Genomic DNA, 13,686 nt, shown 5'->3' with positions numbered 1-13,686 from the left:
CCGGGCAGCGACGCGTTTCCTGACAGGAGTCGGCTATGAGCTGGGTCACCAGACGCGGAAGAAGGCTTCCCGGTGCGGGGCCGCGGCCCACTGACGGCTGGCGCGGGCAAGCTTGTCGGGGTTGACCTGGTTGTGGATGGCCGCGACGCCGTCGGGCGTCACGTCCAGGGACATGACGCCGATGACCCGGTCATCGATCACCACCACCACGGCCGGAGCGCCGTTCGCGGCGGCGATGTGCACTGTGGGACTGCCGCCGACCAGGTCCCGCTTGACGTCGGCGGGCTTGAAAAGGCCACGCAGGAACTTCGCCACCGCCATCGCACCGGTGATCGAGGACCGGGCCGGGATCTTGCCCCCGCCGTCGGCGGTGCTCCGGACGTCGTCGGTCAGCAGTTCCACCAGCCGCTGGATCTCGCCGTTGTTGGCCGCCGTCAGGAACTCCGCGATGATCTTCTGGGCGGTGGCGCGGTCGACCTCCGTGCGGGCCCGCTCCGCGGCGACGTGCTGTTTGGCCCGCCGGTAGGTCTGCTGGCAGTTCGACTCGGTGCGGCCGACGATCTCGGCGATCTCAGCGTGCGAGTAGCCGAAGGCCTCCCGCAACACGTACACCGCGCGCTCGTTGGGGGAGAGCCGCTCCAGCAGGGTGAGCACCGCCATCGAGACCGATTCACGCTGCTCGGCGGTGTCGAGCGGGCCGAGCATCCGGTCTCCGGCGAGGACCGGCTCGGGAAGCCAACTGCCCACGTAGGTCTCGCGCCTGGCCCGCGCCGAGGTGAGCTGGTTGAGGCACACGTTGGTGAGCACCTTCGTCAGCCACGCCGCGGGCGTCTCGACGTGCCCCCGATCGGCGGCCTGCCAGCGCAGGAAGGTGTCCTGCACGGCGTCCTCGGCGTCGCTCGCCGAGCCCAGCAGGCGATAGGCGATCGCCTCCAGACGAGCCCGGGAGCGCTCGAACAGCTCGACCTCGTCCGGACTCAGCGGCATGACTAGACAGTATCCAGATGGTGCGGCGGACCGGTCGTACCCTTGCCGCCGTGACCGCCGACTCGCTACGCCGCGCTCTCACCGCCCCCGGAGATCCTCCACTGCGGCCCCTGCCCGACCAGGTCGCCGCCCTGCTGGAGACCCTGCACGCGCCGCCGCGTCTGGCCGCGCACCTGCGGGCCGTGCACGACGTCGCAGTGCAGCTCGCCGATGCGGTAGCGGATCGGTTCCCGCAGCTCCCGTTCGACCGCGAGGCGGTGCTCTTCGGCGCGGCGACCCACGACATCGGCAAGATCCGGCACCCGGAGGAACTGTCCGGACCCGGATCGGCCCACGAGCCCGCCGGTTTCGAGCTGCTGTCGCGGCACGGTGTCGCCGAGTCGCTGGCCCGCTTCGCGCGGGACCACGCCTCGTGGCAGCAGGTTGGCATCGGCGTCGACGACCTACTGGTCAGCGTGGCTGACAAGGTGTGGAAGGGGAAGCGGGTCACCGATCTGGAAGGGCTGCTCGTGGACCGGTTGGCCGACGCCACCGGCCGTGAACGCTGGTCGGTGTTCCTCGACCTGGACGACATCCTCGACCGGATCGCCGCCGACGCGGACCGCCGACTCGCCTTCCAGGCCACCCATCCGGTACGCGGCTGATCCCGTCATCTGGTCGCCGGGGTCCGGTCCCGCTCCGCCGAGCCGCGCACCGGCCGGGGCGTCAGCGAGCTGTGGAACACGGCGACCGCAGCTGTCAGGCAGAGCAGCACGGCGGCCACGAGCGGCGGGCGGGCACCGAGGTGCACGGCCGCCGAGCCGAGGGGGATCGCGGCGACGAGCGGCCCGAACATCGCCGTGTTCGCCGTCGCGGAGACCCGACCCAGCAGAGCCGGCGGCGTGTGCGTCTGCACGGCGGTCACCGCCGCGACCAGGGTCCAGGGCAGGCCCACTCCGGCGACCACCGCTCCGGCGACAGTGGCCGGCCACCATGGCAGGCAGCGGGCCAGACAACCGACGGCGAACAACACCGTCCCGGCGACGCCGACGGCGACCGGTCCGAGCCGGGCGATGATCCGACCGACGAACAGTCCACCGGCGATGGAGCCGGCCCCCTGGGCGCTGGCCAGCACCCCCAGGAATGTCGCCGCTAGGCGCAGTTCCGTGACGACCATCGCGTAGATCGCCGCGGTCGTGAAGCCGGACATGGCGATCGAGACGGCCGCGAGCACGATAGGCAGACGCGTTGCCCGCTGTCCGAACAGGACCACCAGTCCGGTACGCGGGCCGCCACCGTGCCGCGCGGGCCCGCCGGGAGGTGTCCGGTGCAGGCGGAGCACCGCGTACAGGAGCGCGACCAGGACGGGCATGACCGCGCTGAGGACGACGACGGCGTGACCGCCGCGCCAGGCGTAGAGGCCCGCGCCGACCAGGGGAGCGACGAGCTTCATGCCCTCCTGCGCGCTGGAACGCCACCCGTTGACGTCGCCGAGCTCCGTCGTCGACAGAGCGGACGGCAGCAGCGCCGTCTCACCCGCGTCGATCAGCACGTAGCTGATGCCGTAGACGCAGGAGACGGTGAAGATCAGCCAGGTCTGTTCCGGCCCTCGTACCGTGAGGAGCGTCAGCAGGGCGGCGGCCAGCAAAAGGTTGACGGCGATGACCAGCGGCCGTCGGGGCGCCCGGTCGAGCAGACCGCCCAGCCACGGGCCGGCGAGCACCGGGGCGTACACGCAGAGCCCGGCGAGGGCCGCGAGGCTCGTCGAGCCGGTGAGGTCGAGGATCCAGATGCCGGCCACCAGAGACATGGCGCTGCTGCCGAAGCCGGACAACAACGAGATCCCCACGAACAGTCCGGGGTTGCGCCGCATCGGCCCTCCAGGTTGAGTCGGGACGACTCACATCCTGGTTCTTGAGTGCGGTCCAGGCAACACTGTCAATTTTTGCTTGACAGAGCGGTATGGATCTTCGCCGCGGCGGATCGAGCCGGTGGCGGCAGCGGTTCGCCCGCTTCGGCGAGGTCCGTGGCGAGATGCCGGGCAAGTTCGTACAGTGCGCCGGGAGTGGCGTCCAGGGCTGCCTCCACAGTGCGCCGGACGAGCGCCGCCCGGCCGAACCGTGCGTCCCAGCGGCGATCCGCGGCGATCCACCTGCCCAGGTCCGCCACGGCGTTGCGCAGTGCCACGATCTGCGGTGAGACGTGGAGGTCGTGTTGCTGACGTCGGGCCCGCCGAGCGGTCACCAGGCGCTGTCGACGCTGTTCGGCGGCCTGGCGACTGCCGAGGCCCAGGGCTGCGGCGATCTGCCCCCACGTCGCGCCCTCGTGGCGCGCCCGGTCGATGAGGTCCAGCTCCTCCTCGTCCAGACGGGCGCGAGCGATCCGAACGTTCGCCAGGCGGGCCAGCTCCGATGCCACGTGTCAACGTTACATTGACACCGTGCTGGCTCCACGGCGTCGGACGACAGCCGCCGTGCGCCCATCGGGTGCGCTGATCAGCGCCGGAGGTCGCCTAGGGTGAGGCCTGTGAGCGCGGAGGGTGTCGGCATACACATGCCCGCTGTTGTGACGCTCGACGACGTGGCGGCGATGAACGCTGCCGATTCGAATGGTCACCGCTACGAGACCAGCCCCGAGGGGGTCCTGTCGGTCACGCCCCCGTCCGATTCGGAACACACCATGATCGCCAGTCGCCTCTTCGCCTGGCTGATCATGGCTGGCTGGCCCGCCGAGCAGGTGCTCCAGGCGGCCGGCGTCCGCATTTCCGGTCCGGACGGTGACGGCGGGCGCATTCCCGACCTGAGCGTCTGGCGTAAGCCGCCGATCCGCAGTGTCTGGGCCGCTGTCGCCGACATCGTGCTCGTCGTGGAGATCGTCTCGCCGGGCTCGGAGGCGATGGACTCGGTGACCAAGGTCCGCGAGTACGCCTCGGCGGGGATTCCGCAGTACTGGGTCGTCGATCGGGACAGCGCGCAGACCGTCACCCTGCACCGGCTGAGCGGGAGTGGCGCTTACGAGGCGCAAGCGCGGATGCCACTGGCCTGGCTGCTCCAGACCGTCCCCGCCGATCACCTCGACTGAGCGCCCGCACCGGGGCACTCGACGCGGGTCCTGCCGGTGGCCTTGTCACAAACCGGACAAGACGGTAAAGCCCCTGGTAGAGCACCCTTGGAGCAGGTGGAGGTAGACGGGTGGCGGGCCACATCCTGATCCTCCGGCCCCGGCGGGACACCATCGTCCCGTACCGGCGCCGCCCTCACCCAGCCCGGCCTCGACGCCGAGGCGGTCACGGCACAGATGCCGTGCCGGTCACGTGCACGACGGGCCCGGGCTGCCACTGACACCCCTGCGGGCGCCCGCAGCGGTGCCTCCGCCCACCGGGACAGGGACGTCAGCACCGCCGGTAGTCAGGCGACGCCTCCCACCGGTCGTGCCTGCCGTCCCCGTGCCCCGCCGGCCTTTCGCACCGTGGACCCCGCCGGGTCCGGCGTCGCTCGACCGCGCGCCGAAACCTGGCGACCGAGCCAGAAAGGGCCCGACATGGCCGCTCCCACCGCAACCGCAGCCCTGAACGCCACCGTCTTCGCGCCGGGCGACCAGATGCTGCTGACCGTCACCTACTCGGACGCCGACACCAAGCCGCTGACCGTCACCATCGTGGTCACCGACGCGCAGGGCAACAGCAGCGCGCCGGTCAAGGTCACCGCGGTCATCGACCCGCTCACCGTGACCGTCACCGACAACTCCGGACGTACCTGGACCCGCGTCTCCGACAACGGCTCCGTGGCCGTGTATCGGTCGGTGGCGTGATGCCCCGGGTCACCGTCCAGGTCCGCGACGCCGGTGGGAACACCGCGACGGCCGGCGTCGACTACAGCCTGGCCCAACAGCAACCCGTACTCGGGGGCTACTACCTGTCCGGGGGCGCGGACCCGACCGCCGACATGGCCGGCGGCAACTTCCGGTCGCTCACCCAGTACCGCAGCTTCGCCGACGGCTTCACCTTCCCCGGCTACAACCGGCCCTGGCTGGTCAACCTGGGCAAGGCCGGTGTGCAGATGAACATGGTCCTGGAGTTGAAGCACTACGGCGCGCCCAACCAGGGGCCGCAGAGCTTCACCGTGGACGGTGTCAGCTACACGGTCCCGGCGCCGTCGATGACCATTCAGCAGCGACCCGGCACGACCTTCCCGAAGGCGTACGGCTACGAACAGGTGATCAAGGGGCAGTGCGACGGGTTGTTCGCCCGTGCCCTGTCGCAGTACCGGACGCTCGGCTTCGGGGTGAACATCCAGCTCGCCTCCGAGTTGGACACCGATCACGAGTTCGGCACCACCGAGGGCGGCAAGGCGTACACCTGGGCCGAGTCGGACGCCCGGGCGGTACAGGCGATCAACTACATCATCACCTGGTTCAAGGCGCGGTCGCTGCCCGCCAACACCACGTTCTCCGTGGGGCTGGGTGGTTTCGACCGGGCCTGCTTCCAGCGCACCCACCCGGAGTCGCTGATGGCCCGCCTCGACTTCCTCCAGTGGAACGCGTACGGCACCGACGCCAGCCACACCGCGCTGGCCCGGTTCCGTCGCACCAAGGACTGGGCGGTGGCCGATCTCGGCCCGGTGGCGCTGTCCCGGCCCGTGATCATCGCGGAGTGGGGGGTGCGGGTGGCCGAGATCCCCAACCAGGCCGCCTGGATCGCCACCGTGCCGGCGGCGATCGCCCAGCTCAACGCCGAGCGCGGGCCACGGATCGTGCGCACCAACTACTTCAACTCGGGCTGGGGCACGCTGGTCCCCAAGGCCACCGGATTGACGGCGCTGCGCGAGGCGTACGCCAAGCGGCCGTACGTCTGACCGGTCCCCGGCGGCTCCGGGTTGCCGGGGTCGCCGGGGCGACGCCGGTCAGCCCTCACCGAGCCGTTCGGCGTACGCGTCGCGTAGCTCGGACCAACCGAAGTCCTTGGCCTCCGCGCCACGGATCGGGCCGATCGGGTCACCGTCGAGCAGACGGTCGGCGACGTCGAGGCAGAGGTGCCAGCCGGCCGCGACCATCGGCAGCATGCCCTGGTCGGCGACTGTGTGTCGCAGGGTGAGCCGGGTGCCGTCGCCCAACGGGCTCAGCTCCCAGCGCAGCAGGTCGTCGCCCCAGGTGTACTCCAGCAGGTGTGGCGGTTCGGCCCGGCGTACCGTCGTCGGGTCCTCCTGGGTGGCCTCGCCGTCGACGAGGGTGAGCACGGCGGCGCCGGTACTGCCGAGGTCGCGGTCGGCGAGGAACGGCGCCCACTGCGCGAGCTGGGTCGGGTTGGTCAGTGCCGCCCAGACGGTGGTGGGCGGATGTCGCAGGTCGCGGACGAAGACCAGGGTCGCGCCGTCGCCGGTCGGCTCGGTGCGTACCTCGGCGGGTGGGCTCGGGCGGAACGCGTCGCGGTCCATTCACTGCTCCTGACTGTCGAGGTGCTTTTCCAGGGCGTCCAGGTGTCGGGCCCAGAGCCGGCGGTACGGGTCCAGCCAGCCGTCGACGGCCCGCAGTGGGCCGGGATCGAGGCGGTAGATCCGCTGTCGGGCGGCCGTCCGGCAGGTGACGAAGCCGGCGTCACGGAGCACCCGCAGGTGTTTGGAGACGGCCGGCTGGCTGGCCCCCAGGTTTTCGACCAGCTCGCCGACGCTGCGTTCGGCGTCGCGAAGCTGATCGAGGATCCGGCGCCGGGTGGGCTCGGCGAGGATGGTGAAGGCGTCGGTGGACACCCTTCTAATATGCCTCACCAGCCATATGCGCGTCAAAGTATATGGGCGGGGTTCCCGTCCCAACGCGGCACCAACAGTTCGCTCCCTATGCTCGGATCATGGAACTGCGGATCTTCACCGAGCCCCAGCAGGGCGCCAGCTACGACCAGCTGCTCGCCGTCGCCCGCTGCGCCGAGGACGCCGGCTACGGCGCGTTCTTCCGGTCCGACCACTACCTCAGGATGGGCGACGGGTCCGGTGAGCCCGGCCCCACCGACGCGTGGGCCACGCTGGCCGGGCTGGCCCGGGACACCAGCCGGATCCGGCTGGGCACGTTGATGACCGCCGCGACCTTCCGGCTGCCCGGCCCACTGGCGATCACCGTGGCGCAGGTCGACCAGATGAGCGGCGGTCGGGTGGAGTTGGGCATCGGCACCGGCTGGTACGCCGAGGAGCACACCGCGTACGGCATCCCGTTCCCGCCGTTGGCCGAGCGGTTCGACCGGTTGGAGGAGCAGCTCGCGGTCATCACCGGTCTCTGGTCCACGCCGGTCGGTGAGCGGTTCGACCACCCTGGCCGGTACTACCCGGTCAGTGGCTCGCCCGCGTTGCCGAAGCCGGTGCAGCAGCCGCGCCCACCGATCCTGCTCGGCGGCATGGGCCCGAAGCGCACCCCTCGGTTGGCCGCCCGCTACGCCGACGAGTTCAACCTGCCGTTCGCCTCGGTGCCGGACACGGCAGCCCAGTTCGACAGGGTTCGCGCGGCCTGCGCCGAGATCGGCCGGAACCCGGACGAGATGGTCTGGTCCAACGCCCTGGTGCTCTGCTGCGGGCGCGACGACGCCGAGGTGGCCCGCCGGGCCGCCGCGATCGGTCGCGAGCCCGACGAGCTGCGGGCCAACGGTCTGGCCGGAACCCCCGCCGAGGTCCTGGACACCATCGGCCGGTACGCGGAGATCGGCAGCGAGCGGATCTACCTCCAGGTGCTGGACCTCGGCGACCTGGAGCACCTGGAACTGGTCGCCAGCGAGGTGATGGCGAAACTCTGACGCGGGGTCAGGCGCGGTGGGTGCCCGTCCCGACCGCGTTCGGGTCGCCCAGCACGGTGTCCAGGCGCCCGTCCCGGTCACTGTCCACATAGGTGATGTCCGGGATGCCGTCGCCGTCCACGTCGATCTGGACGACGTCGGCGACGCCGTCGCCGTCGAGGTCGGTGACCACCTCCACCGAACCGTCCAGGTGGCGGGTCACGATCGACTGGGCACCGGGCGCGCGGGGCGGCGGCCCGGGTGCCGGCACCGGCGTCGGCGCCGGCGCGGGTGCCGGTGTGGGTCGGGGACCGGGGGTGGGCGCCGGGTGGCTCGGCAACCCGGCCGGCGGCGCGCTGGCCTGCTCGATGCCCGTGCCGGTCGGGTCCAGCTCCTCCTCGGAGGGGAAGACGTCACCTCGTGCGGCCGGATCGCGGTAGCTGCTCATGGGCGTAGGGTTCCCCGACGGCGACGAGAACAACCGTGCCCGATCGACCGGTGTCCCTGGTGCCCGGTCTGGCGGAAGATGTCGGGACCGACGCCACGGTCATGGAACGGGGGTCCGAGCGTGGAATTGCGCCGGAATCGGGGGGGCCGTGCGCTCGCCATGGTGTGCGTACTCGGTGGGGTGCTTCTGTTGGTCTATCCCAGCGACGGCCACCTTCTCCGGACGGTCATCGCGGTGGGTGCGATCGGGCTGGGCGCTGTCGCGCTGGTCAGCGCGGTGCGGCCGTTCCGGTTCGGGATCCACGCGGAGGGGCTCAGCATCCGGCGGCCCGGCCTGCGCCGGGAGATCCGGTGGGACGAGGTCGACACGCTCGTCCTCGACGAGCCGCCCCGTCGCGACGGCTACGCGGTACCGCCGCGACTGGTGCTGGTTCCTGTGCAGGGTGTGCCGCGTGAGCTGGTCACCGCCCGGCACCCGGTCGACGGCCGTCCGGCCATCGAGCTGCTCGTCCTCGACCAGGTCCGCGAGCAGCCCGAGCAGGTGTCCGCCGCTCTCGCCCGCCACGCCGGGGACCGCTTCGTCGACCTGCTCGCGCTGCGTCGCGACGCCTTCGCCACCCCGGATCTCACGGTCGGGTTGCGCGGCTACCAGATGGGCCGGGTCGACCGGTTGATCCGACGCGGGCAGGACGCCCTGATGTCCGGGGACACGTCCGCCCGGCAGGCGGCCCGGGGGGAGATCGAACGCGCCACCGCCGCCGGTCTGCCGATCGCCCAACGTGGTTACAGCACGTCCCAGACGGATACGGTTCTGGACGCCCTCGTCACCGCGTTGGCCGACCACCAGCCCACCGATCGGGAGACCGCCACATGACCGAGCAGGGACCGCAGGCCGCAGCTCCCGAGGTGCCGCGCCGCAACTGGGCCGGCAACGTGCGGTACGCCGCCCGGGCGTTCCACCGACCGACCTCCACCGACGAACTGCGCCGACTGGTCGCCGGCAGCACCCGGCTCCGCGCGGTGGGCAGCGGGCACTCGTTCAACCGCTTCGGCGACACCGACGGTGACCTGGTCAGCCTCGCCGGGCTGCCGCAGACCGTCGAGGTGGACCACGAGCGCGGGCAGGTGACCGTGAGCGGCGCCATGCGCTACGGCGACCTCGCGCGACAGCTGCACACCCAGGGGTACGCGTTGGCGAACCTCGCCTCGCTGCCGCACATCTCGGTCGCCGGCGCGGTGGCCACCGCCACCCACGGCTCCGGTCAGACCCACGGCAACCTGGCCAGCGCGGTCGCCGCCCTGGAGTTGGTCACCGCCGACGGCGACCTGCTGCCTGTCGACCGCGACACCGACAGGTTCGCCGGCATGGTCGTCGGGCTCGGCGCGCTCGGCCTGGTCACCCGGGTGACCCTGGACGTGGTGCCGGCCTTCGAGCTGCGCCAGTACGTGCGGCTCGACCTCGACCGAGAGGCGCTGGACGATGCGCTCGGCTCGGCGTACAGCGTGAGTGTCTTCACCGACTGGCGTACGCCGCGACTGCGCGAGGTGTGGCGCAAGCAGGCAGCCGACCAACCGCCGCCCCCGGCGGACTGGCTCGGCACCACCGCCGCCGACCAGCCGCGACACCCGGTGCTCGGAATGCCGCCGGAGAACTGCACCCCGCAACTCGGCGAGCCCGGCCCGTGGCACGAGCGGCTGCCGCACTTCAAGCTCGGGTTCACCCCGAGCAGCGGTGACGAGTTGCAGTCGGAATACCACGTGCCCCGTACCGCCGCGGCCGACGCGCTCGCCGCCCTGGACGACGTGGCGCACCTGATCGCCCCGGTGCTGCTGGTGTGCGAGCTGCGTACGGTCGCGGCCGACGAGCTGTGGCTCAGCCCGAACCACCGGCGGGACAGCTTCGTCGTGCACTTCACCTGGATCGACGACACCGCCGCCGTACTACCGGTGGTGGCCGCCGTGGAGGAGCGTCTGGCGCCGTTCGCGCCGCGCCCGCACTGGGGCAAGGTCTTCGTCACCGACCCTGCGGAGCTGGCCGTCCGCTACCCCCGTTACGCGGACTTCACCACCCTGCTGTCCGACCTGGACCCCAAGAACAAGTTCCAGACCGACCTCCTGAACCACTACTTCCCCCGCTAACCCCGCCCCGCCCCGCGCGCCGCTCTGCCCCGTCGATCATGGAGTTGTGGTGCCCGTTCTGGGAGCTTAGGAGAAGTTTCGTCCCCACCACAACTCCATGATCGACGAGAGAATGAGAGGGGCCGTCAGCGGGCGCCGGCGAGGGTGTTGCGTTGGACGGCGCGGGCGATGTCGCTGGGGGAGACGATGCCGGTCAGGCGACCGTCGTCACCGACCACCAGGGCCCTGCCGTCGGCGCACTCGCTGAGCCGGGGGAGCAGGTCGTTGAGCTGTTCACCCGGTCGGGCGAGCACCAGGTCGTCGGCCCGGCAGGCCACCTCCGCGAGGGTGGTCGACGCCCGCCGGTCGGACGGCACGCCCCGTACCCGGTCGACGGTCACCAGACCGGTGGGTCGGCCGTCCTCGGTCAGCGGCAACGCCGAATGCCGGTACGCGAAGAGGTAGTGGTCGACGAAGTCGGCCACCGTCACCTCCGCCGAGACGGTCTGCGGCTGCGGGGTCATCACGTCGCCTACCCGGATGCCGCGTAGCGCGCTTCCCGTGCGGGCCTGCCGCTCCTCCGCACCCGCCGCGCCGATCAGGAACCAACCGATCAGGGCCAGCCACAGCCCGCCGAAACCGACCCCGGACAGGAACTGCCACAACCCGAGGCCGATCAGCAGCACACCCAGCACCCAGCCCGCCCGGGCGGCGACCACCGACGCCCTGGTCCGGTCACCGGTGGCCTTCCACACCGCGGCACGGAGCAACCGACCGCCGTCCAGGGGCGCGGCGGGCAGCACGTTGAAGACGGCCAGCAGCACGTTGATGCCGGCCAACCACGCCACCGCCCCGAGCAGCAACCCACCCTGCCCGGCCAGCGCGAGCAGCGCGGCCACGGCACCGAAGAACGCTCCGATCACGAGGCTGACCAGCGGGCCGACGCCGGCGATCCGCAGCTCCGCGCCCGGGTCGCGTGGCTCGCCCCGCAACTCGGCCACCCCGCCGAACAGCCACAGCGTGATGCCGTTGACGGTCAGCCCGTTGCGCTTCGCCACCACCGCGTGCGACACCTCGTGAGCGAGCAGACCGACGAAGAAGACCACCGCCGCCGCCAGGCCGGCGAGGGTGTACGCCACGGGCGAGCGGTCCGGGTACGAACGCGGGAACTGGTTGGCGGCCAACCCCCACGCGATAAGCGCGAAGATGACCAGAACGCTCCAGTTGACGCCGACCGGCACTCCCGCGACACGGCCGATCCGGAAACTCGCCCTCATCCCGCCGGGATACCCCCGCCGGTCCCCGACATGCCGGCGAGTCAGGCGCAACCGTTGGTCAGCAGGCGTGGTCTCTGGTGATCATGTGATGAAAAATAGGTCAGGAACGCCTCTGACAGCTATTTTTCAGCACATGATCATGGGGGCCGGGGCCGGGGCCGGGGCCGGGGCCGGGGCCGGGGCCAGGGCCGGGACTCGGCTGTTCAGCGGCGGGGCGTTTCGCTGGCGATGGTCGCCTCGCGGGGTAGGGCTGCCGCGCGCACCGCCCAGTCCAGCGCGTAGTCGGCGATCTTCTCCCAGCCGTCCTGCCCCACTGTGAAGTGTGTTCGGCCGGGAAACTCCTGGTACGCGGTCAGGGCCCGGGATTTCTGGTAGAGCCCGGCGTTGGCGCGGACCACCGACGCGGGCACCACGTGGTCGTTGTCGCCGGCCATCAGCAGCAGCGGAGGCCGGTCGTTGCGCCCGACGTCGACCCGGGCGGGTGAGCGCGGGTCGACGTTGGCGAAGGCGCCTTCGAAGAACACCCGACCGGCACCGGGGACGGCGTAGCGCTGCCAGGCCCGGTCGGAGTCCTCGCGGCTCATGGCGTTGCCGAACGTGTAGGCGAAGTCGTCCGGGGTGAACGGGACGGCCTTGCCCCGGTTGGCGGGGCTGCGGAGGATCGGGAAGCCGGAGCGCAGCTGGCTCAGCGGCACCTTGAGCACACCCTTCACCGCCGCCGGGTGCACCCCCACCACCGCCGCGCCGAGACCCCGGTCGGCGAGGACCTGGGCGAACAGGCCGCCGAACGAGTGGCCCATGATGATCGGCGGCCGGGGCAGTGCCCGGATGATCTTGTCGTAATGCGCGACGATGGTGGCCATGCTCTGCTCGGCGATCGGGCCGGGGTCGTCGCGCAGCTGCTCCACGGACCGGTCCATTCCGGGCCAGGCGGGGGCGATGACGTGCATGCCGCGCGTGGTGTACCGCTCGACCCACCCCTCCCAGCTGCGCGACGTCATCCAGAGCCCGTGAATGAGCACGACCGTGTCGACCTGGCCCTGCGGCGTGGCACCCATCGCGTCCTCCCGGTGTGGCGGTTCCGGCCCGGCGGTTACCCGCTGTCGTGCCCGGAATGCCTGCACCGGCGTGTCGACTCCGCCCCGCGGCGGCCCCTGACAAATGTCACGGCCGGGACGTGACGGCCGCTCCAGGCATCGGGGTACGCGCCGCCGGAGCATGATTGACATGACCAGTACGCATCCGGCTGTCGAGTTGGACGGCCTCACCAAGTCCTTCGGCACGGTCACCGCTGTCGACGGGTTGAGCCTGCGGGTTCAGCCCGGCGAGGTGGTGGCCTTCCTCGGCCCGAACGGCGCGGGCAAGACCACCACCATCGACATGCTGCTCGGGTTGGCCCGCCCGGACGCGGGCACCGTCCGCCTCCTCGGGGGCACCCCGGACAATGCGGTGGCCCAGGGCCGGGTCGCCGCCGTCCTCCAGACCGGAGGGTTGCTCAAGGACCTCACCGTGGGCGAGACGGTGGAGATGACCGCCCACTTCTACCGGCACACCCGTCCGGTGGCCGAGGTGCTGGAGCGGGCCGGCATCGCCGACATCGCGGGGCGGGTGGTGGGGCGCTGCTCCGGCGGCCAGCAGCAGCGGCTGCGCTTCGCGTTGGCCCTGCTGCCCGACCCGGACCTGATGGTGCTCGACGAGCCGACCACCGGTATGGACGTCGAGGGGCGCCGGGACTTCTGGCAGGCGCTGCGCCGCGACGCCCGGGCCGGACGGACCGTCATCTTCGCCACCCACTACCTGGACGAGGCGGACGCGTACGCCGACCGGATCGTGCTGGTCCGGCAGGGGCGCGTCGTCGCCGACGGCACCACCGCGGAGATCAAGAACCTGGCCGCCGGTCGGACGGTGCGGGCGACCCTGCCCGGCGCCGACCAGGCCGCGCTCGCCGCGCTGCCCGACGTGGACGCCGTGGAGGTACGCGGCGACAGTGTGCTGGTGCGCACCGGCGACTCGGACGCCGTCGCCCGGCACCTGCTCACCCGGACCGCCGCCCGGGACGTGGAGATCACCTCCCGCAATCTCGAGGACGCCTTCCTCGCCCTGACCACCGCGCAGACCGGAGCCTGA

At 71.6% G+C, this 13,686-nt stretch carries 16 protein-coding genes; 8 read left to right on the top strand and 8 right to left on the bottom strand.

Features of this window, described 5'->3' with window-relative positions; all coding sequences use genetic code 11:
* Positions 1-45: 45 nt before the first annotated feature.
* Complete coding sequence (locus tag O7631_RS30775) at positions 46-987, bottom strand: RNA polymerase sigma-70 factor (RefSeq protein WP_278147458.1); 942 nt, start codon at positions 985-987, stop codon at positions 46-48.
* A 50-nt stretch (positions 988-1,037) separates the two neighbouring features.
* Between O7631_RS30775 and O7631_RS30770 the strand changes: the two genes are divergently transcribed.
* On the top strand, positions 1,038-1,631 hold the full coding sequence (locus O7631_RS30770) for an HD domain-containing protein (RefSeq protein WP_278147457.1): 594 nt from the start codon (positions 1,038-1,040) through the stop codon (positions 1,629-1,631).
* 5 nt (positions 1,632-1,636) lie between these two features.
* On the opposite strand, the gene O7631_RS30765 is transcribed toward O7631_RS30770, so the two are convergent.
* Positions 1,637-2,839: an MFS transporter gene (locus tag O7631_RS30765; RefSeq protein WP_278147456.1), complete on the bottom strand. Its 1,203-nt coding sequence runs from the start codon at positions 2,837-2,839 to the stop codon at positions 1,637-1,639.
* 65 nt (positions 2,840-2,904) lie between these two features.
* On the bottom strand, positions 2,905-3,384 hold the full coding sequence (locus O7631_RS30760) for a hypothetical protein (RefSeq protein WP_278147455.1): 480 nt from the start codon (positions 3,382-3,384) through the stop codon (positions 2,905-2,907).
* A gap of 135 nt (positions 3,385-3,519) precedes the next feature.
* Here O7631_RS30760 and O7631_RS30755 point away from each other — a divergent pair, with 135 nt between their 5' ends.
* The 3 genes from O7631_RS30755 (at position 3,520) to O7631_RS30745 (ending at position 5,819) form a co-directional block, all read left to right on the top strand.
* Positions 3,520-4,047 (top strand): Uma2 family endonuclease, encoded by a 528-nt coding sequence (locus O7631_RS30755; RefSeq protein ID WP_278147454.1) that lies wholly within the window; start codon positions 3,520-3,522, stop codon positions 4,045-4,047.
* A 459-nt stretch (positions 4,048-4,506) separates the two neighbouring features.
* Positions 4,507-4,776, top strand: a complete 270-nt coding sequence (locus O7631_RS30750; RefSeq protein ID WP_088988188.1) for a hypothetical protein — start codon at positions 4,507-4,509, stop codon at positions 4,774-4,776.
* Positions 4,776-5,819, top strand: coding sequence for a hypothetical protein (locus tag O7631_RS30745; RefSeq protein WP_278147453.1), 1,044 nt, complete (start codon positions 4,776-4,778; stop codon positions 5,817-5,819). Before O7631_RS30750 ends, O7631_RS30745 begins: the two co-directional genes overlap by 1 nt.
* Before the next feature lie 48 nt (positions 5,820-5,867).
* Here the strand turns inward: O7631_RS30745 and O7631_RS30740 are convergent, their stop codons facing one another.
* Complete coding sequence (locus O7631_RS30740) at positions 5,868-6,398, bottom strand: SRPBCC family protein (RefSeq protein ID WP_278147452.1); 531 nt, start codon at positions 6,396-6,398, stop codon at positions 5,868-5,870.
* On the bottom strand, positions 6,399-6,710 hold the full coding sequence (locus tag O7631_RS30735; RefSeq protein ID WP_278147451.1) for a metalloregulator ArsR/SmtB family transcription factor: 312 nt from the start codon (positions 6,708-6,710) through the stop codon (positions 6,399-6,401).
* Between the two features lie 98 nt (positions 6,711-6,808).
* On the opposite strand from O7631_RS30735, the gene O7631_RS30730 reads away from it, so the two are divergent.
* On the top strand, positions 6,809-7,738 hold the full coding sequence (locus tag O7631_RS30730; protein WP_347403530.1) for an LLM class F420-dependent oxidoreductase: 930 nt from the start codon (positions 6,809-6,811) through the stop codon (positions 7,736-7,738).
* Between the two features lie 7 nt (positions 7,739-7,745).
* Here the strand turns inward: O7631_RS30730 and O7631_RS30725 are convergent, their stop codons facing one another.
* The gene (locus O7631_RS30725; RefSeq protein ID WP_278147449.1) at positions 7,746-8,165 is read right to left on the bottom strand and encodes a hypothetical protein; all 420 of its coding nucleotides are present in this window, start codon (positions 8,163-8,165) and stop codon (positions 7,746-7,748) included.
* Between the two features lie 189 nt (positions 8,166-8,354).
* Here O7631_RS30725 and O7631_RS30720 point away from each other — a divergent pair, with 189 nt between their 5' ends.
* Both O7631_RS30720 and O7631_RS30715 read left to right on the top strand, forming a co-directional pair.
* Positions 8,355-9,038, top strand: coding sequence for a hypothetical protein (locus O7631_RS30720; RefSeq protein ID WP_278147448.1), 684 nt, complete (start codon positions 8,355-8,357; stop codon positions 9,036-9,038).
* On the top strand, positions 9,035-10,303 hold the full coding sequence (locus O7631_RS30715) for an FAD-binding protein (protein ID WP_278147447.1): 1,269 nt from the start codon (positions 9,035-9,037) through the stop codon (positions 10,301-10,303). The genes O7631_RS30720 and O7631_RS30715 overlap by 4 nt, the downstream gene beginning before the upstream one ends.
* Before the next feature lie 125 nt (positions 10,304-10,428).
* Here O7631_RS30715 and O7631_RS30710 read toward each other — a convergent pair whose 3' ends face one another.
* Both O7631_RS30710 and O7631_RS30705 read right to left on the bottom strand, forming a co-directional pair.
* Complete coding sequence (locus O7631_RS30710) at positions 10,429-11,559, bottom strand: site-2 protease family protein (protein ID WP_278147446.1); 1,131 nt, start codon at positions 11,557-11,559, stop codon at positions 10,429-10,431.
* Positions 11,560-11,762: 203 nt separating this feature from the next.
* The gene (locus O7631_RS30705; protein WP_278147445.1) at positions 11,763-12,617 is read right to left on the bottom strand and encodes an alpha/beta fold hydrolase; all 855 of its coding nucleotides are present in this window, start codon (positions 12,615-12,617) and stop codon (positions 11,763-11,765) included.
* A gap of 169 nt (positions 12,618-12,786) precedes the next feature.
* On the opposite strand from O7631_RS30705, the gene O7631_RS30700 reads away from it, so the two are divergent.
* A complete protein-coding gene (locus tag O7631_RS30700; protein ID WP_278147444.1) occupies positions 12,787-13,686 on the top strand; it encodes an ABC transporter ATP-binding protein in 900 nt (299 codons plus the stop codon).

It is taken from the genome of Micromonospora sp. WMMD967 (assembly GCF_029626165.1).
Classification (GTDB): domain Bacteria; phylum Actinomycetota; class Actinomycetes; order Mycobacteriales; family Micromonosporaceae; genus Micromonospora; species Micromonospora taraxaci.
The sequence above is the reverse complement of the archived record's forward strand: the minus strand, read 5'-3'. Positions and strand labels throughout refer to the sequence as shown.

Excerpts from the sequence above, each read along its gene's own strand:
- O7631_RS30745 (WP_278147453.1), top strand. The coding sequence starts at position 4,776 with ATGCCCCGGGTCACCGTCCAGGTCCGCGACGCCGGTGGGAACACCGCG.
- O7631_RS30740 (WP_278147452.1), bottom strand. The coding sequence starts at position 6,398 with ATGGACCGCGACGCGTTCCGCCCGAGCCCACCCGCCGAGGTACGCACC.
- O7631_RS30750 (WP_088988188.1), top strand. The coding sequence starts at position 4,507 with ATGGCCGCTCCCACCGCAACCGCAGCCCTGAACGCCACCGTCTTCGCG.
- O7631_RS30705 (WP_278147445.1), bottom strand. The coding sequence starts at position 12,617 with ATGGGTGCCACGCCGCAGGGCCAGGTCGACACGGTCGTGCTCATTCAC.
- O7631_RS30700 (WP_278147444.1), top strand. The coding sequence starts at position 12,787 with ATGACCAGTACGCATCCGGCTGTCGAGTTGGACGGCCTCACCAAGTCC.
- O7631_RS30765 (WP_278147456.1), bottom strand. The coding sequence starts at position 2,839 with ATGCGGCGCAACCCCGGACTGTTCGTGGGGATCTCGTTGTTGTCCGGC.
- O7631_RS30725 (WP_278147449.1), bottom strand. The coding sequence starts at position 8,165 with ATGAGCAGCTACCGCGATCCGGCCGCACGAGGTGACGTCTTCCCCTCC.
- O7631_RS30730 (WP_347403530.1), top strand. The coding sequence starts at position 6,809 with ATGGAACTGCGGATCTTCACCGAGCCCCAGCAGGGCGCCAGCTACGAC.
- O7631_RS30710 (WP_278147446.1), bottom strand. The coding sequence starts at position 11,559 with ATGAGGGCGAGTTTCCGGATCGGCCGTGTCGCGGGAGTGCCGGTCGGC.
- O7631_RS30715 (WP_278147447.1), top strand. The coding sequence starts at position 9,035 with ATGACCGAGCAGGGACCGCAGGCCGCAGCTCCCGAGGTGCCGCGCCGC.
- O7631_RS30755 (WP_278147454.1), top strand. The coding sequence starts at position 3,520 with ATGCCCGCTGTTGTGACGCTCGACGACGTGGCGGCGATGAACGCTGCC.
- O7631_RS30775 (WP_278147458.1), bottom strand. The coding sequence starts at position 987 with ATGCCGCTGAGTCCGGACGAGGTCGAGCTGTTCGAGCGCTCCCGGGCT.